The organism is Streptomyces sp. BF23-19, assembly GCF_041106355.1.
Lineage (GTDB): Bacteria > Actinomycetota > Actinomycetes > Streptomycetales > Streptomycetaceae > Streptomyces > Streptomyces virginiae_A.
This window is the reverse complement of the sequence record NZ_JBGBPT010000078.1, coordinates 16,147-32,658: the sequence shown is the minus strand read 5'-3', so window position 1 is coordinate 32,658 and position 16,512 is coordinate 16,147. Positions and strand designations below refer to the sequence as shown.

18 protein-coding genes are annotated in these 16,512 nt (G+C 68.6%); 8 read left to right on the top strand and 10 right to left on the bottom strand.

Annotated features, from left to right (window positions below; all coding sequences use genetic code 11):
- Positions 1–28: 28 nt before the first annotated feature.
- A complete protein-coding gene (locus AB8A24_RS33425; protein WP_369478378.1) occupies positions 29–1,246 on the bottom strand; it encodes a fatty acid desaturase in 1,218 nt (405 codons plus the stop codon).
- Between the two features lie 294 nt (positions 1,247–1,540).
- Positions 1,541–1,879, bottom strand: a complete 339-nt coding sequence (locus AB8A24_RS33420; protein WP_369478379.1) for a helix-turn-helix domain-containing protein — start codon at positions 1,877–1,879, stop codon at positions 1,541–1,543.
- A gap of 903 nt (positions 1,880–2,782) precedes the next feature.
- Between AB8A24_RS33420 and AB8A24_RS33415 the strand changes: the two genes are divergently transcribed.
- On the top strand, positions 2,783–3,187 hold the full coding sequence (locus AB8A24_RS33415; protein ID WP_328959689.1) for an ATP-binding protein: 405 nt from the start codon (positions 2,783–2,785) through the stop codon (positions 3,185–3,187).
- Between the two features lie 78 nt (positions 3,188–3,265).
- Here the strand turns inward: AB8A24_RS33415 and AB8A24_RS33410 are convergent, their stop codons facing one another.
- Complete coding sequence (locus AB8A24_RS33410; RefSeq protein ID WP_328959690.1) at positions 3,266–3,409, bottom strand: hypothetical protein; 144 nt, start codon at positions 3,407–3,409, stop codon at positions 3,266–3,268.
- A gap of 342 nt (positions 3,410–3,751) precedes the next feature.
- Positions 3,752–4,777 carry an ATP-dependent DNA ligase gene (locus AB8A24_RS33405; RefSeq protein ID WP_369478381.1) on the bottom strand — a complete coding sequence of 342 codons (1,026 nt, stop codon included), beginning with the start codon at positions 4,775–4,777 and terminating at the stop codon, positions 3,752–3,754.
- 226 nt (positions 4,778–5,003) lie between these two features.
- Here AB8A24_RS33405 and AB8A24_RS33400 point away from each other — a divergent pair, with 226 nt between their 5' ends.
- Complete coding sequence (locus tag AB8A24_RS33400) at positions 5,004–5,366, top strand: hypothetical protein (protein ID WP_328959691.1); 363 nt, start codon at positions 5,004–5,006, stop codon at positions 5,364–5,366.
- Positions 5,367–5,800: 434 nt separating this feature from the next.
- Here the strand turns inward: AB8A24_RS33400 and AB8A24_RS33395 are convergent, their stop codons facing one another.
- Positions 5,801–6,946 (bottom strand): epoxide hydrolase family protein, encoded by a 1,146-nt coding sequence (locus tag AB8A24_RS33395; RefSeq protein WP_328959692.1) that lies wholly within the window; start codon positions 6,944–6,946, stop codon positions 5,801–5,803.
- A gap of 63 nt (positions 6,947–7,009) precedes the next feature.
- On the opposite strand from AB8A24_RS33395, the gene AB8A24_RS33390 reads away from it, so the two are divergent.
- Positions 7,010–7,978, top strand: coding sequence for a YafY family protein (locus AB8A24_RS33390; RefSeq protein ID WP_328959693.1), 969 nt, complete (start codon positions 7,010–7,012; stop codon positions 7,976–7,978).
- 408 nt (positions 7,979–8,386) lie between these two features.
- Positions 8,387–8,782: a hypothetical protein gene (locus AB8A24_RS33385; RefSeq protein WP_328959694.1), complete on the top strand. Its 396-nt coding sequence runs from the start codon at positions 8,387–8,389 to the stop codon at positions 8,780–8,782.
- An 83-nt stretch (positions 8,783–8,865) separates the two neighbouring features.
- Here AB8A24_RS33385 and AB8A24_RS33380 read toward each other — a convergent pair whose 3' ends face one another.
- Positions 8,866–9,273: an I66 family serine proteinase inhibitor gene (locus AB8A24_RS33380; RefSeq protein ID WP_369478380.1), complete on the bottom strand. Its 408-nt coding sequence runs from the start codon at positions 9,271–9,273 to the stop codon at positions 8,866–8,868.
- A 588-nt stretch (positions 9,274–9,861) separates the two neighbouring features.
- On the opposite strand from AB8A24_RS33380, the gene AB8A24_RS33375 reads away from it, so the two are divergent.
- On the top strand, positions 9,862–10,269 hold the full coding sequence (locus AB8A24_RS33375; protein ID WP_369478380.1) for an I66 family serine proteinase inhibitor: 408 nt from the start codon (positions 9,862–9,864) through the stop codon (positions 10,267–10,269).
- Positions 10,270–10,352: 83 nt separating this feature from the next.
- Here AB8A24_RS33375 and AB8A24_RS33370 read toward each other — a convergent pair whose 3' ends face one another.
- Together AB8A24_RS33370 and AB8A24_RS33365 are read right to left on the bottom strand one after the other, a co-directional pair.
- Positions 10,353–10,748 carry a hypothetical protein gene (locus tag AB8A24_RS33370; RefSeq protein WP_328959694.1) on the bottom strand — a complete coding sequence of 132 codons (396 nt, stop codon included), beginning with the start codon at positions 10,746–10,748 and terminating at the stop codon, positions 10,353–10,355.
- Positions 10,749–11,156: 408 nt separating this feature from the next.
- Positions 11,157–12,125 (bottom strand): YafY family protein, encoded by a 969-nt coding sequence (locus AB8A24_RS33365; RefSeq protein ID WP_328959693.1) that lies wholly within the window; start codon positions 12,123–12,125, stop codon positions 11,157–11,159.
- Between the two features lie 63 nt (positions 12,126–12,188).
- On the opposite strand from AB8A24_RS33365, the gene AB8A24_RS33360 reads away from it, so the two are divergent.
- Positions 12,189–13,334, top strand: coding sequence for an epoxide hydrolase family protein (locus AB8A24_RS33360; RefSeq protein ID WP_328959692.1), 1,146 nt, complete (start codon positions 12,189–12,191; stop codon positions 13,332–13,334).
- Positions 13,335–13,768: 434 nt separating this feature from the next.
- On the opposite strand, the gene AB8A24_RS33355 is transcribed toward AB8A24_RS33360, so the two are convergent.
- The gene (locus tag AB8A24_RS33355; RefSeq protein ID WP_328959691.1) at positions 13,769–14,131 is read right to left on the bottom strand and encodes a hypothetical protein; all 363 of its coding nucleotides are present in this window, start codon (positions 14,129–14,131) and stop codon (positions 13,769–13,771) included.
- Positions 14,132–14,357: 226 nt separating this feature from the next.
- On the opposite strand from AB8A24_RS33355, the gene AB8A24_RS33350 reads away from it, so the two are divergent.
- Together AB8A24_RS33350 and AB8A24_RS33345 are read left to right on the top strand one after the other, a co-directional pair.
- Positions 14,358–15,383 carry an ATP-dependent DNA ligase gene (locus tag AB8A24_RS33350; protein WP_369478381.1) on the top strand — a complete coding sequence of 342 codons (1,026 nt, stop codon included), beginning with the start codon at positions 14,358–14,360 and terminating at the stop codon, positions 15,381–15,383.
- Between the two features lie 342 nt (positions 15,384–15,725).
- Positions 15,726–15,869 carry a hypothetical protein gene (locus AB8A24_RS33345; protein ID WP_328959690.1) on the top strand — a complete coding sequence of 48 codons (144 nt, stop codon included), beginning with the start codon at positions 15,726–15,728 and terminating at the stop codon, positions 15,867–15,869.
- Between the two features lie 78 nt (positions 15,870–15,947).
- Here the strand turns inward: AB8A24_RS33345 and AB8A24_RS33340 are convergent, their stop codons facing one another.
- Positions 15,948–16,352: an ATP-binding protein gene (locus AB8A24_RS33340; protein ID WP_328959689.1), complete on the bottom strand. Its 405-nt coding sequence runs from the start codon at positions 16,350–16,352 to the stop codon at positions 15,948–15,950.
- Positions 16,353–16,512 lie beyond the last annotated feature (160 nt).

Below are 16,512 nucleotides of genomic sequence, written 5' to 3'. Positions count from 1 at the left end.
AGACAACTCAGGCCAACTGATCAGCGCCTCACGCTGCCTGCGGCGCCTGCTCAGCGGTGGTTGAGAAGGCCGTCTGTTCATCGAATAGTTTGCGGTGCTGGAGGCAATGGTGGAGCTGGCCGATCAGGTTGTTGAAGACGTTGCGCAGGGCGGAGGCGTGCCAGTCTCCGCGTTCGTCGCGGCGGTGCCGGTAGCGGGCCATGGCCCCGGGTGAGGCGCGTAGGGCCGAGAAGGCCCACAGGTAGCCGGCGTGGTTGAGCCGGTCGTTCTTGATCCGGCGGCGGGTAATGCTGGACTTCTTGCCGGAGGCCCGGGTGATTGGCGACGACCCCGCATATGCCTTCAGGCCGCGGGCGTCGGCGAACCGGCCCCGGTCGTCGCCGAGCTCGGCCAGCACGCGGGCTCCGAGCTGGGCTCCCAGACCAGGGAAGCTCAGCATGATCTCCGCGTCCTCGTGTTGGAGGAAGGCTTCGGGCCGCTCGGCGCCCGTCAGGATCGGCATGCCCTTGTGGTTCGGGGCGAAGATCGAGCCGAGGCAGACGCCGAAGAGGCACTGGTGGACGAGGAGGAACACGACCGCCTTGCCGGGCGGCAGCACCAGGAACAACGCGCCGAGGTAGGCGGCGAGGTGCGCCGTGAGCAGGGCCCCCTCCCACATGCGGTGCTTGAGCGAGCGGTCGAACAGCGACCGCACCCCGGACACGTGCAGGTTGAACCCTTCCAGCGTGAGCAGCGGGAAGAACAGGAACGCCTGCGATCGGCCGAGCAGCCGCGGCAGCCCCCTGGCCGCGTGGGCCTGGTCCTGCGTCCAGACGAAGATGTCCGGGTCGAGGTCGGGATCGAGGTCCTCGTGGTTGGGGTTGGCGTGATGCCGTGTGTGCTTGTCCTGCCACCAGCCGTACCCCATGCCGATGCCGAGGTTCCCGGCGACGCGCCCGGACACCTCCCTGCCCTTGCGCAGCCGGAACACCTGCCGGTGGGCGACGTCATGAGCGAGCAGCGCCACCTGCCCGAACACGAAGGCCAGAAAACCGGCCACCAGCAGCGTCCACCAGCTGTCGCCGATCAGAACGAAGGCCGTCCACCCGGCGGCGTACAGGGCCGTCACGGCTGCGATGCGCAGTGCGTAATACCGGGGGCGCCGGGCCATGAGCCCGGCTTCCTGGATCTTCCGGGAGAGCCGTGCGAAGTCGCTCCCCGCATCCGCCCGTACGGGAGGGGGACGCACTGTCTCGGAGGAATTCATGATCAGAAGCCACTTTCCGTTCCGTCGGACAGAGGAGAGGGCCAGGGCACGGGCGGAGCGCCCTACCCGGGGCTCCACCCGGCACGGGGGCGGCGCTCCCCATACCGCGCATACCCGGGATAACGGAATCGACGTACGCCTCGGCCCCGCCCCTTCCGTTCCCACTCCCGGCGACTGGACCCCGGCCGGGGCCGGCCCGGCGTTGCCGCTGAGGCGGGCTGCTCCCCGCCGTCCTCGCCCTGGACTTCCTTTCGGCAGCCGGCACCTCCGCGAAGCGGGAGGGCGCGTACTGCCTCAAGCCGCAGCTGTCGGGTTCGCCGGTTCGGCGGTGCGGCTGTATTCATCGTTGATCCGCTGGGCTTCTACGAGCTGGTCCTCGAGGATGACGATGCGGCAGGCCGCCTCGATGGGAGTGCCCTGGTCGACGAGCTCCCGAGCGCGGGCGGCGATGCGCAGCTGGTGGCGGGAGTAGCGGCGGTGTCCGCCGGCGGAGCGCAGCGGGGTGATCAGGCGGGTCTCTTCGATGGCGCGGAGGAAGCCCTGGGTGGTGCCGAGCATGTCTGCGGCTCGGCCCATGGTGTAGGCGGGGTAGCCGTCGTCGTCGAGACGGCTGATCGGGTCGTCTGCTGTCATCGCACCTCACTGCGAAACAGGTGGGGAAAGGAGTCAGAACGCGGGGAGGGGCCCTGGTGCGTACGACACCAGGGCCCCGAAGGAACTGCTACACCATCTGCCGGCCCTCAGTACTGCGCCGGCCTTCTGTGTCCGCATGCCCGACCGAGATGCTGTCGGGGTACGGGGATCGCGGATGCGTGACCGGAGACCACCTCACTATCGATGTCCTGCGGTACCCGGGCTTCGTACTACCGGCCCGGGCGATCCTGATGGCGCCCAATTCCTCCGTTCTTCCCTCGGTCCTACCAAACGGGAACTTGTACTGCTGGTACTGCGTACTGCCGGTACTGCTACTGCGAACCGCTTGTACTGCTCGTGGCCTCACCCAAGCGCCACTCTTCGGCAGCCAGCCCCGTCGCCCATCCTGCATCTGCTCTGGCTTAGAACCCCACTGCCGAACCTCCCGGTACGCGCGCCCGCAGCCGACGCCTTCACCGAGGTACCGCGCACTGACTTCACTGCTGGGTACTGCACTTACGGGTACTGCCACTGCGGTACTGCTACTGCTGACGGCGGCCCCTGATCACTGCGGGCCACCCGGTCCGGTCGTCAGTCCCGTCGCCGTCCTGCAACAACCCTGGCTTCGGAACTCCACCACCGCACCGCCCTGCGCACTGCAACTACGGGTACTGCGGTACTGCGAGTACTGCTGCCCGGCAGTTCGTCTCTGCCGGGCCCTTCTTGACTGGGCTACGAGAGAAACCATAGCCACGCCATCGCCCAATGTCTACTCCGGCCGACATAGATTTTCGTGTGCGTGTCTCTGAGGTAATCGGGTGCTGCCGGGTTGAGCGGCTGCCGGCGGGGGCACAACGACCGGGCAGGTAGGGCCGGACCCCGACAACAGACCCGGAGCGCGCGATGACCACGATGAGCGCCGAGCGCACAGCCCTTCGTTCTCCGTCCGCCGTCGCCGGGGCGCGCCAGGCCGCCCGCGCGTTCCTCGAAGCCCTCGGGCAGCCGGCCATCGGTCGGGAGCAGGCCGACACAGTCGTCCTGGTGGTCTCCGAGCTCGTGACCAACGCCCTGCGCCACGGTGGTGGCGCCTACACCCTCCGCCTCGCCGCCCACCCCGGCACGATCGAGGTCGCCGTCGAGGATCCCAGCCCGCGGATGCCGCGGATGCGGACCCCCGACCTCGTCGACGGGACGGGCGGATTCGGCTGGCACATGGTCAACGACCTCGCCCTCGCCACCGTCGTCACGCCCAGGCCCGAAGGCGGCAAGAGCGTACGCGCCCTCCTCGCCCGCTGGACCCGCGGGTAGTCGCGGCCTGCGGGCGGCCCAATCTCCGGCAGCCGCACGCAGCTCAGCCCCCGGCGCTGCCACCCACCCGTTCGAACATCACCAGGCGTTTTCCTGTGGGCAGACCTCGGCCAGGAGCTCCAGCAGATGGGCGGCGACCGGTCCGGGCTCACCGCGCCGCACCCAGGTGTAGACGGCGGCCCGGGCCGCCGCATCGACGTGCTGCAGCACATACCCGTCCACCAACCCGCGCGTACCGGGGCACTCCCGTACCCGGATCCGCCGAGGCCTTCCATCCTGCTCGGCCAAGACCTCGACGACCTTGCGCTCCGGGCCATCCCGAAACTGATACACCCAATATGTCCGCATATCGACCATTGTTTCCATTGCCACGTGCCCCCGTGCACCGGACACCCCAGGGGCGCGCTCCGCGTAACCCGCTGGCCTCCGCAGAGGGCGCCCGCCGTCGGCAAACGGGTGCACCAATGACCGCCGGCGCGCCTGTTGGCCACGCGGCGGGAACCGATAAACGGTGATGCCGGGACCGGCCAAGGCCCAGCCTCCGCACAGCCCTCCGCCGACCGCTCACCCGGCGGCCGTAGCCGGCCCAGCCCCGAACCGCGGCACATCCTCCACGGTTGCATCCAGGCGCAGGCGCTGGAAGCCGAGCGGGTGGCGGAAGTTGCCGCCGTGGTCGATGGCGCGATCCGCGCTGACCTCGGCGACCAGGGCGGGGTGAACGAGGGTGGTGTCGAGGACGTCGCGGCTCCCCCACTTCGCGGAGAAGCGCACACCCTCCCACGGGTGCCCGGGCGCGGCTGCGGTGAGGTGTTCGGCGACCTGGCGGGCGGCGTCCGGGCGCAGCGGTACGGTGCGGCCGACGGCGCGCAGTCGGCCGTCCTGGTCGTGGCGGCCGAGGACGAGGAGTTGCGGGCGGGTCGGGGTGCCGGTGATCGCGCCGACGATCGTCTCCGTGGTGTCCCGCCTTCTGATCTTGGTCCAGCCGCGGTATCCGGGCAGGTAGCGGCTGTTCAGGGGCTTGATCAGGATCCCCTCCACGCCCGACACGTCGGTCCAGGACTCCAGCCATTCCCGCGCCTTGGCCAGGTCCGTCGTCATAGGGCAGAGCGTCCACGGGGCCGTCAGGGCGTGCTCGGTGAACAGGTTCTCCAGCAGGGCACGCCGCTCGGCGTACGGGCGGGTGAGCAGCTCCTGGCCGTCGTGCTGCAAGAGGTCGAAGGCGACGAAGAAGGCCGGCCACTTCACAGCGAGGGCCAGGGCGCCGCGGGCGCGGGTGGCGGCCCGGCGCTGCAACGCCTCGAACGACAAGCGCTCCGCCTCTGTGTCCCAGACGACCAGTTCGCCGTCGAGGGCCAGGCCGGGCGGCAACTGCGCCTCGGCGGCCGCCACCAGGTCCGGCCACCGGTCCTGCACCAGTGCCCCGCGGCGGGTCTGCACCAGCACCGTGCCGCCCGGCCCGGCCGGGGTGAAGACGAGCGCCCGGTGACCGTCCAGCTTCTGCTCGTACGCCACCCCCGCCCGCACAGCGGCCGGGCCCGGCACGGCTTCCGCGGCCTGCGCCAGCATCGGCTCCACCGGCGGCCTGAGCATCACGAGGGCCTCCCTCACAGCGTGCGCGTCCCTCTTCCAGGGTCCGCCAGACCAGCTGGAGGCGACTGCGGGGCCGCGCGCGATCAAGCTCGCTGTCCCGTGCCATCGAACTTTGATCAGTGACAGCGAAGTTTGATCAATCCGTCCGGAAGGACACGTGGTGCGGATCCAAGCCGCCGGGTGCGCCTGCTGCATCCGGTCTACCGACCGCCCTCACGCGTATCCCATGATCCACTACACCGTTGATCACCACATGAAGAAACAAACCGCACTCGGAGTCCTCGTACTCGCGGCCGCTCCCATGCTCCTTGCATCCCCCGCACACGCCGACGGCGTGGTGACGGGCCCCCTTCGCGGGATCCTCGGATTCGCGACGGGAGCCGCAGACAGCGCCCCACCCGTGTCCCTGGGCGGCAAGAAGCCGCTCATCGACCCCAAGAGGCCGGACGCGGTAGACGACATCGTCCAGTCCTCATTCGACACATTCCTGGTCGTCGAAAACGCCGACGTCCGCGCCATCGCACCCGCGGCGGTGAAGGGAGCCACGAGCATCCTGCGCAACGGTGTAGAGGCAGTGGCGCCCTTCTGATCTCACTAAAAACACTGCCCTCGCCAGCTGGGGCGCTCAGCCACACAGGCATGGACGAGCGCCCCAGCGGATCAGACAAGACGTCGCAGGGCACAAGGTCACAATGGCACGCTCCGGCCGAGCGAGCCGGACCGCGCCCACCGGGCGCGTCTGCCTGTGGGCTCTGACCAGCTGTGATCAAACTTCGATGACGCGAACTCGCATCCATCAAAGATCGATGGCACAGGACAGCCGGAACTGTGACTGAGCGCTTCAGATGGCTGTCCTGTCTCTGTCGATGCGGTCCCTGTCTCAAGTGATCTGGTCCGGTTCGCTCGTCGTGTCAGATGATCTGGTTCTCCGCGAGCAGTGGAAAGGCGGTGGACCAAGATCGCGCGGGCGACAGACTGGCCCCGTGACCGCATCGGATGCCATGGCAGACCGACCTTGAGGTGTCAGGCGCCGCGCGTGCCGAAGAAGGCGCGGACGTCGGCGACGAACGCCTCTGGCTGCTCCAGTGAGAGGAAGTTGCCGCCGCGCTCGAGCTCGGTCCAGTGGGTGATGTTGTGGTCTCGCTCGGCGAAGCGGCGGATGGTGATGTCGGTGTGCAGGGCGACGGCGACGCCGGTCGGGACGGTGCCGCGGGCCTTCGGGGCCCAGGCGCTCGGGTCGTGGCCCGCCTCGTAGTACAAGTTCGCCGAGGAGCCCGCCGTGCCGCTGAACCAGTAGACACTGATGTTGGTCAGCAGGCGGTCGCGGCCCACGGCGTCCTCGGGGAGCTCGGCGGCGGGGTCCGTCCATTCCTTGAACTTCTCAGCGATCCAAGCGAGTTGGCCGACCGGCGAGTCATGCAGTCCGTAGGCGAGGGTCTGCGGACGAGTGGACTGGATGGCGTTGAAGCCCATCTTGTCCTGCTGGAAATCCTCCAGCCGCGCCAGCCGTTCCTGCTCGGACGCGGTCAGCCCCTCGAACTCGGCAGGATCCCCAGAGGGGAAGGTGACCAGGCCGTTGAGGTGAATGCCGACGACCAGGTCGGGTGCCTGCCGACCCATCTCCGCAGCGATCCAGGCTCCACCACCTGTTCCCTGGACGCCGTAAGTGCTGTAGCCGAGCCGCCCCATCAGCTCGACGAACGCCCCCGCGATGCGGCCGGTGTTCCAGCCGGCCTCGCCGAGCGGACCGGAGAAGCCAGTGCCGGGCGTGGACGTCACAACGACGTGGAAGTCCTCCGCCAGCGGCCGGATGACCTCGACGAACTGCACGAACGAGCAGGGCCAGTCATGCAGCAGGAGCAGCGGCACGGCCGCAGGGTTCTGCGAACGGACGTGCAGGAAGTGGATGTTCTGGCCGTCGATCTCGGTGGTGAACTGCGGGAACTCATTAAGCTCCGCCTCCGCCTTGCGCCAGTCGAAACCGTCGGCCCAGTACGCGGCCAGGGCCTTGAGGTAGTCGGTGGGCACCCCCCGGCTCCAGCCGGCGCCGGGGATCTCGCCGCCCCAGCGCGTACGTGCCAGCCGCTCCCGCAAGTCGTCGAGCTCCTCCTGCCGGACGTCGATGCGGAACGGCTGGATCCGGGCGTCGCTGTTGCTCTTGTTCTCCATGGGTACGACAGTATTCTCAATATAGGCACGATACGTTCCTAATAGCACGACAGGCTTGTCCTCATGCTTGATACATCCGCACGGTTGCTGCGCCTCCTCTCCCTTCTGCAGACCCCGAGGGCCTGGCCGGGATCCGAACTGGCCGGGCGCCTCGGGGTGAGCGGCCGCACCGTCCGCAACGACATCGACCGACTGCGCGAGCTCGGCTACCCCGTGGACGCCACACGCGGAACCACCGGCGGCTACCGGCTGGGAGCCGGGGCGGCGATGCCCCCGCTGCTCCTCGACGACGAGGAGGCCGTCGCGGTGACGGTCGCGCTGCGCACCGCCGCGCAGGGCGCCGTCCCCGGCACCGAGGAAACCTCCCTGCGGGCGCTCGCCAAGCTGGAGCAGGTGCTGCCCTCCCGGCTGCGCCGCCGGGTGCGGACCATCATGACGTACACCGTGGCCGTGCCGGCCGACCGTCCGGCCCCGACCGTCACCGCGGAGGTACTGACCACCCTGGCGTCCGCCTGCCGCGACCAGGAACGACTGCGCTTCGACTACCTGGACCACACCGGCTCGCCCACCCGCCGCATCGTGGAGCCATATCGGGCGGTGAACTGGGGACAGCGCTGGTACCTGGTGGCATGGGACGTCGAGCGCCAGGACTGGCGGACCTTCCGGGCCGACCGAATCCAGCCCCGCACTCCGACCGGGCCGCGCTTCACCCCGCGCGAACTGCCTGGTGGCGACGCCGCGGTGTACGTCTCCCAACGAGTATCGGGCGCTGCCTGGCTCTACCACGCACGGGTTACCGTCCACGCCCCGGCAGCGGCGGTGATCGAGCAGATCAACCCTGCCGTCGGCACGGTCGAGGCACTCGACGCCAACACCTGCGTCCTGACCACCGGCGCCGATACGGTGCAAACCCTCGCGGTCTATCTGGGCATGCTCGACTTCGACTTCTATGTCACCGAGCCCGCGGAACTGGTCACCCACCTGCGTCGACTCGCGAACCGCTACTCCCGCTCCACACCGCCTACCCCCTGAGGCGAAAAGACCCGCCAGACGTGCCAAGACCGGCATCAACCAGATCCGCCACTGCCGGACCAGATCATCTGAGACAACTCTGGAGAACTGCCCTGACCGACCACTTCAATTGAGATCCGCGTCAGGCAACCGTCGCAACCCGTCTGGTCGTCGCAGCTCACAGCTCCGGGCCCGGACCAGATCAATTGAGACGGGACAATGGCGGGTGAGCGTGTGAGTTGGCGGGCAGGGCGGGGGTAGCTCGCTCACCTGCGGTGCCTTCGCGGAAGATCGTACGCAGACAGCGGCCGAATGGCATTTGCGCCAGCAGCGGTTCTCAGCCGTTCCCATGGGAGTGCCTGCCCGGTGGTGATCTCCACTGGAACGCTCTGAGAAGGAAGGCAGTGTGCCGTCCGGTGAGGAGAGACCATGTCTGACGCCACGCCCAGTCCTGAAGTCACCGACCTCGGCGCGATCCCAGGATCCGGAGGGGGCCCCGCGGGACCTGCGCCGGGCTCGATCCCGGTGACCGAGATTCACCCGGAAGCCGACAGCGGCCTGACCGTGATCGCGCCGGCCGAGGTAAAGGCGGAAGAGGTGGGCCTGTTCAGCGTCCGGTACAGGGGACTGGTGCCCACACTCGTCCTCACCGGCGGCACGATCGTCCCCTCCCTCATCACCGTCGTGGACGGATCCGGGAACGTCCTGGCCGAGTACGAGGCACGCCCGGCTCCGAAGCGGATCGCGAGCCGGATGCTTCCCGACGACCAGAACGATCTCGTCTGCGCCACCCCCGACTGCAAGCCCATCAGCCTGACCAGGTAGGCCCACGGGCCGGGGCCGCCGTCCCGCACCAGCCCTGGAGCGGGACGGCACCGTCGCCCGGTGGACCGGTCGACTGTCCCTCGTCAGGCGTTGGTGATGACCACTGAGGAGGTGCCTCCATTTCCGAGCACGATCGGCTGGCTGCCCGAGGAGTCCGGGCCGCCAACGCCCGCCGACAGCTCGTTCGCGAGGGAGGTGATGCTGTGCCCACCTTGGTCAAGGGGGGAAATCTGCCACAGCTGATTGTTCGGGTGATGGGGCGGGAGGCTCTTCGTCGTGATCAGCGGGCGCACCGTAATCGGCCGACCAGCCCCATCCGGGGCTACCCATCCTTCGTTGCTGCCGTCCCTCGTGATGGTGTACGCGTTCTGACCGTGCTGAGGCTGCCTCTCAATCTGCCAGCGGGCACCCTCCGCGCTCCCACCCACGACCAGCGTGCCGTTTTCTGCCGCAACCGGCTTCCCGTCGATGTGGAGCTGCTTCGTACTCATGACAATCAACCTCCTGCTCAGCTTCGATCGGGCGACCGAGAGCCCAAGGGAATCTGCACACGGGCAAGCCTCCACAATCGCCGTTTTTCAGACTTTAACGGCATGCGGTGATCAAGCCTGGATGCCACACGCACCAGCGGTCCCTGGCCGGGGCTGCCGGTGAACAAGCGGAGTCTGGCCACCGCGCCCATCGACGCCAGGTGCACCCTTGGTCTCACCCACACGTCCGCCAACTCAACTGCTCAGCCCCGCCAACTGAGGCGCTCATCCGCCACCTGAAGCGCTCAGTCACACGTGTGACTGAGCGCTTCAGGTGGCGGATGAGCGCCTCAGTTGGCGGGGCTGAGCAGTTGAGTTGGCGGACGTGTGGGTGAGACCAAGGGTGCACCTGGCGTCGATGGGCGCGGTGGCCAGACTCCGCTTGTTCACCGGCAGCCCCGGCCAGGGACCGCTGGTGCGTGTGGCATCCAGGCTTGATCACCGCATGCCGTTAAAGTCTGAAAAACGGCGATTGTGGAGGCTTGCCCGTGTGCAGATTCCCTTGGGCTCTCGGTCGCCCGATCGAAGCTGAGCAGGAGGTTGATTGTCATGAGTACGAAGCAGCTCCACATCGACGGGAAGCCGGTTGCGGCAGAAAACGGCACGCTGGTCGTGGGTGGGAGCGCGGAGGGTGCCCGCTGGCAGATTGAGAGGCAGCCTCAGCACGGTCAGAACGCGTACACCATCACGAGGGACGGCAGCAACGAAGGATGGGTAGCCCCGGATGGGGCTGGTCGGCCGATTACGGTGCGCCCGCTGATCACGACGAAGAGCCTCCCGCCCCATCACCCGAACAATCAGCTGTGGCAGATTTCCCCCCTTGACCAAGGTGGGCACAGCATCACCTCCCTCGCGAACGAGCTGTCGGCGGGCGTTGGCGGCCCGGACTCCTCGGGCAGCCAGCCGATCGTGCTCGGAAATGGAGGCACCTCCTCAGTGGTCATCACCAACGCCTGACGAGGGACAGTCGACCGGTCCACCGGGCGACGGTGCCGTCCCGCTCCAGGGCTGGTGCGGGACGGCGGCCCCGGCCCGTGGGCCTACCTGGTCAGGCTGATGGGCTTGCAGTCGGGGGTGGCGCAGACGAGATCGTTCTGGTCGTCGGGAAGCATCCGGCTCGCGATCCGCTTCGGAGCCGGGCGTGCCTCGTACTCGGCCAGGACGTTCCCGGATCCGTCCACGACGGTGATGAGGGAGGGGACGATCGTGCCGCCGGTGAGGACGAGTGTGGGCACCAGTCCCCTGTACCGGACGCTGAACAGGCCCACCTCTTCCGCCTTTACCTCGGCCGGCGCGATCACGGTCAGGCCGCTGTCGGCTTCCGGGTGAATCTCGGTCACCGGGATCGAGCCCGGCGCAGGTCCCGCGGGGCCCCCTCCGGATCCTGGGATCGCGCCGAGGTCGGTGACTTCAGGACTGGGCGTGGCGTCAGACATGGTCTCTCCTCACCGGACGGCACACTGCCTTCCTTCTCAGAGCGTTCCAGTGGAGATCACCACCGGGCAGGCACTCCCATGGGAACGGCTGAGAACCGCTGCTGGCGCAAATGCCATTCGGCCGCTGTCTGCGTACGATCTTCCGCGAAGGCACCGCAGGTGAGCGAGCTACCCCCGCCCTGCCCGCCAACTCACACGCTCACCCGCCATTGTCCCGTCTCAATTGATCTGGTCCGGGCCCGGAGCTGTGAGCTGCGACGACCAGACGGGTTGCGACGGTTGCCTGACGCGGATCTCAATTGAAGTGGTCGGTCAGGGCAGTTCTCCAGAGTTGTCTCAGATGATCTGGTCCGGCAGTGGCGGATCTGGTTGATGCCGGTCTTGGCACGTCTGGCGGGTCTTTTCGCCTCAGGGGGTAGGCGGTGTGGAGCGGGAGTAGCGGTTCGCGAGTCGACGCAGGTGGGTGACCAGTTCCGCGGGCTCGGTGACATAGAAGTCGAAGTCGAGCATGCCCAGATAGACCGCGAGGGTTTGCACCGTATCGGCGCCGGTGGTCAGGACGCAGGTGTTGGCGTCGAGTGCCTCGACCGTGCCGACGGCAGGGTTGATCTGCTCGATCACCGCCGCTGCCGGGGCGTGGACGGTAACCCGTGCGTGGTAGAGCCAGGCAGCGCCCGATACTCGTTGGGAGACGTACACCGCGGCGTCGCCACCAGGCAGTTCGCGCGGGGTGAAGCGCGGCCCGGTCGGAGTGCGGGGCTGGATTCGGTCGGCCCGGAAGGTCCGCCAGTCCTGGCGCTCGACGTCCCATGCCACCAGGTACCAGCGCTGTCCCCAGTTCACCGCCCGATATGGCTCCACGATGCGGCGGGTGGGCGAGCCGGTGTGGTCCAGGTAGTCGAAGCGCAGTCGTTCCTGGTCGCGGCAGGCGGACGCCAGGGTGGTCAGTACCTCCGCGGTGACGGTCGGGGCCGGACGGTCGGCCGGCACGGCCACGGTGTACGTCATGATGGTCCGCACCCGGCGGCGCAGCCGGGAGGGCAGCACCTGCTCCAGCTTGGCGAGCGCCCGCAGGGAGGTTTCCTCGGTGCCGGGGACGGCGCCCTGCGCGGCGGTGCGCAGCGCGACCGTCACCGCGACGGCCTCCTCGTCGTCGAGGAGCAGCGGGGGCATCGCCGCCCCGGCTCCCAGCCGGTAGCCGCCGGTGGTTCCGCGTGTGGCGTCCACGGGGTAGCCGAGCTCGCGCAGTCGGTCGATGTCGTTGCGGACGGTGCGGCCGCTCACCCCGAGGCGCCCGGCCAGTTCGGATCCCGGCCAGGCCCTCGGGGTCTGCAGAAGGGAGAGGAGGCGCAGCAACCGTGCGGATGTATCAAGCATGAGGACAAGCCTGTCGTGCTATTAGGAACGTATCGTGCCTATATTGAGAATACTGTCGTACCCATGGAGAACAAGAGCAACAGCGACGCCCGGATCCAGCCGTTCCGCATCGACGTCCGGCAGGAGGAGCTCGACGACTTGCGGGAGCGGCTGGCACGTACGCGCTGGGGCGGCGAGATCCCCGGCGCCGGCTGGAGCCGGGGGGTGCCCACCGACTACCTCAAGGCCCTGGCCGCGTACTGGGCCGACGGTTTCGACTGGCGCAAGGCGGAGGCGGAGCTTAATGAGTTCCCGCAGTTCACCACCGAGATCGACGGCCAGAACATCCACTTCCTGCACGTCCGTTCGCAGAACCCTGCGGCCGTGCCGCTGCTCCTGCTGCATGACTGGCCCTGCTCGTTCGTGCAGTTCGTCGAGGTCATCCGGCCGCTGGCGGAGGACTTCCACGTCGTTGTGACGTCCACGCCCGGCACTGGCTTCTCCGGTCCGCTCGGCGAGGCCGGCTGGAACACCGGCCGCATCGCGGGGGCGTTCGTCGAGCTGATGGGGCGGCTCGGCTACAGCACTTACGGCGTCCAGGGAACAGGTGGTGGAGCCTGGATCGCTGCGGAGATGGGTCGGCAGGCACCCGACCTGGTCGTCGGCATTCACCTCAACGGCCTGGTCACCTTCCCCTCTGGGGATCCTGCCGAGTTCGAGGGGCTGACCGCGTCCGAGCAGGAACGGCTGGCGCGGCTGGAGGATTTCCAGCAGGACAAGATGGGCTTCAACGCCATCCAGTCCACTCGTCCGCAGACCCTCGCCTACGGACTGCATGACTCGCCGGTCGGCCAACTCGCTTGGATCGCTGAGAAGTTCAAGGAATGGACGGACCCCGCCGCCGAGCTCCCCGAGGACGCCGTGGGCCGCGACCGCCTGCTGACCAACATCAGTGTCTACTGGTTCAGCGGCACGGCGGGCTCCTCGGCGAACTTGTACTACGAGGCGGGCCACGACCCGAGCGCCTGGGCCCCGAAGGCCCGCGGCACCGTCCCGACCGGCGTCGCCGTCGCCCTGCACACCGACATCACCATCCGCCGCTTCGCCGAGCGAGACCACAACATCACCCACTGGACCGAGCTCGAGCGCGGCGGCAACTTCCTCTCACTGGAGCAGCCAGAGGCGTTCGTCGCCGACGTCCGCGCCTTCTTCGGCACGCGCGGCGCCTGACACCTCAAGGTCGGTCTGCCATGGCATCCGATGCGGTCACGGGGCCAGTCTGTCGCCCGCGCGATCTTGGTCCACCGCCTTTCCACTGCTCGCGGAGAACCAGATCATCTGACACGACGAGCGAACCGGACCAGATCACTTGAGACAGGGACCGCATCGACAGAGACAGGACAGCCATCTGAAGCGCTCAGTCACAGTTCCGGCTGTCCTGTGCCATCGATCTTTGATGGATGCGAGTTCGCGTCATCGAAGTTTGATCACAGCTGGTCAGAGCCCACAGGCAGACGCGCCCGGTGGGCGCGGTCCGGCTCGCTCGGCCGGAGCGTGCCATTGTGACCTTGTGCCCTGCGACGTCTTGTCTGATCCGCTGGGGCGCTCGTCCATGCCTGTGTGGCTGAGCGCCCCAGCTGGCGAGGGCAGTGTTTTTAGTGAGATCAGAAGGGCGCCACTGCCTCTACACCGTTGCGCAGGATGCTCGTGGCTCCCTTCACCGCCGCGGGTGCGATGGCGCGGACGTCGGCGTTTTCGACGACCAGGAATGTGTCGAATGAGGACTGGACGATGTCGTCTACCGCGTCCGGCCTCTTGGGGTCGATGAGCGGCTTCTTGCCGCCCAGGGACACGGGTGGGGCGCTGTCTGCGGCTCCCGTCGCGAATCCGAGGATCCCGCGAAGGGGGCCCGTCACCACGCCGTCGGCGTGTGCGGGGGATGCAAGGAGCATGGGAGCGGCCGCGAGTACGAGGACTCCGAGTGCGGTTTGTTTCTTCATGTGGTGATCAACGGTGTAGTGGATCATGGGATACGCGTGAGGGCGGTCGGTAGACCGGATGCAGCAGGCGCACCCGGCGGCTTGGATCCGCACCACGTGTCCTTCCGGACGGATTGATCAAACTTCGCTGTCACTGATCAAAGTTCGATGGCACGGGACAGCGAGCTTGATCGCGCGCGGCCCCGCAGTCGCCTCCAGCTGGTCTGGCGGACCCTGGAAGAGGGACGCGCACGCTGTGAGGGAGGCCCTCGTGATGCTCAGGCCGCCGGTGGAGCCGATGCTGGCGCAGGCCGCGGAAGCCGTGCCGGGCCCGGCCGCTGTGCGGGCGGGGGTGGCGTACGAGCAGAAGCTGGACGGTCACCGGGCGCTCGTCTTCACCCCGGCCGGGCCGGGCGGCACGGTGCTGGTGCAGACCCGCCGCGGGGCACTGGTGCAGGACCGGTGGCCGGACCTGGTGGCGGCCGCCGAGGCGCAGTTGCCGCCCGGCCTGGCCCTCGACGGCGAACTGGTCGTCTGGGACACAGAGGCGGAGCGCTTGTCGTTCGAGGCGTTGCAGCGCCGGGCCGCCACCCGCGCCCGCGGCGCCCTGGCCCTCGCTGTGAAGTGGCCGGCCTTCTTCGTCGCCTTCGACCTCTTGCAGCACGACGGCCAGGAGCTGCTCACCCGCCCGTACGCCGAGCGGCGTGCCCTGCTGGAGAACCTGTTCACCGAGCACGCCCTGACGGCCCCGTGGACGCTCTGCCCTATGACGACGGACCTGGCCAAGGCGCGGGAATGGCTGGAGTCCTGGACCGACGTGTCGGGCGTGGAGGGGATCCTGATCAAGCCCCTGAACAGCCGCTACCTGCCCGGATACCGCGGCTGGACCAAGATCAGAAGGCGGGACACCACGGAGACGATCGTCGGCGCGATCACCGGCACCCCGACCCGCCCGCAACTCCTCGTCCTCGGCCGCCACGACCAGGACGGCCGACTGCGCGCCGTCGGCCGCACCGTACCGCTGCGCCCGGACGCCGCCCGCCAGGTCGCCGAACACCTCACCGCAGCCGCGCCCGGGCACCCGTGGGAGGGTGTGCGCTTCTCCGCGAAGTGGGGGAGCCGCGACGTCCTCGACACCACCCTCGTTCACCCCGCCCTGGTCGCCGAGGTCAGCGCGGATCGCGCCATCGACCACGGCGGCAACTTCCGCCACCCGCTCGGCTTCCAGCGCCTGCGCCTGGATGCAACCGTGGAGGATGTGCCGCGGTTCGGGGCTGGGCCGGCTACGGCCGCCGGGTGAGCGGTCGGCGGAGGGCTGTGCGGAGGCTGGGCCTTGGCCGGTCCCGGCATCACCGTTTATCGGTTCCCGCCGCGTGGCCAACAGGCGCGCCGGCGGTCATTGGTGCACCCGTTTGCCGACGGCGGGCGCCCTCTGCGGAGGCCAGCGGGTTACGCGGAGCGCGCCCCTGGGGTGTCCGGTGCACGGGGGCACGTGGCAATGGAAACAATGGTCGATATGCGGACATATTGGGTGTATCAGTTTCGGGATGGCCCGGAGCGCAAGGTCGTCGAGGTCTTGGCCGAGCAGGATGGAAGGCCTCGGCGGATCCGGGTACGGGAGTGCCCCGGTACGCGCGGGTTGGTGGACGGGTATGTGCTGCAGCACGTCGATGCGGCGGCCCGGGCCGCCGTCTACACCTGGGTGCGGCGCGGTGAGCCCGGACCGGTCGCCGCCCATCTGCTGGAGCTCCTGGCCGAGGTCTGCCCACAGGAAAACGCCTGGTGATGTTCGAACGGGTGGGTGGCAGCGCCGGGGGCTGAGCTGCGTGCGGCTGCCGGAGATTGGGCCGCCCGCAGGCCGCGACTACCCGCGGGTCCAGCGGGCGAGGAGGGCGCGTACGCTCTTGCCGCCTTCGGGCCTGGGCGTGACGACGGTGGCGAGGGCGAGGTCGTTGACCATGTGCCAGCCGAATCCGCCCGTCCCGTCGACGAGGTCGGGGGTCCGCATCCGCGGCATCCGCGGGCTGGGATCCTCGACGGCGACCTCGATCGTGCCGGGGTGGGCGGCGAGGCGGAGGGTGTAGGCGCCACCACCGTGGCGCAGGGCGTTGGTCACGAGCTCGGAGACCACCAGGACGACTGTGTCGGCCTGCTCCCGACCGATGGCCGGCTGCCCGAGGGCTTCGAGGAACGCGCGGGCGGCCTGGCGCGCCCCGGCGACGGCGGACGGAGAACGAAGGGCTGTGCGCTCGGCGCTCATCGTGGTCATCGCGCGCTCCGGGTCTGTTGTCGGGGTCCGGCCCTACCTGCCCGGTCGTTGTGCCCCCGCCGGCAGCCGCTCAACCCGGCAGCACCCGATTACCTCAGAGACACGCACACGAAAATCTATGTCGGCCGGAGTAGACATTGGGCGATGGCGTGGCTATGGT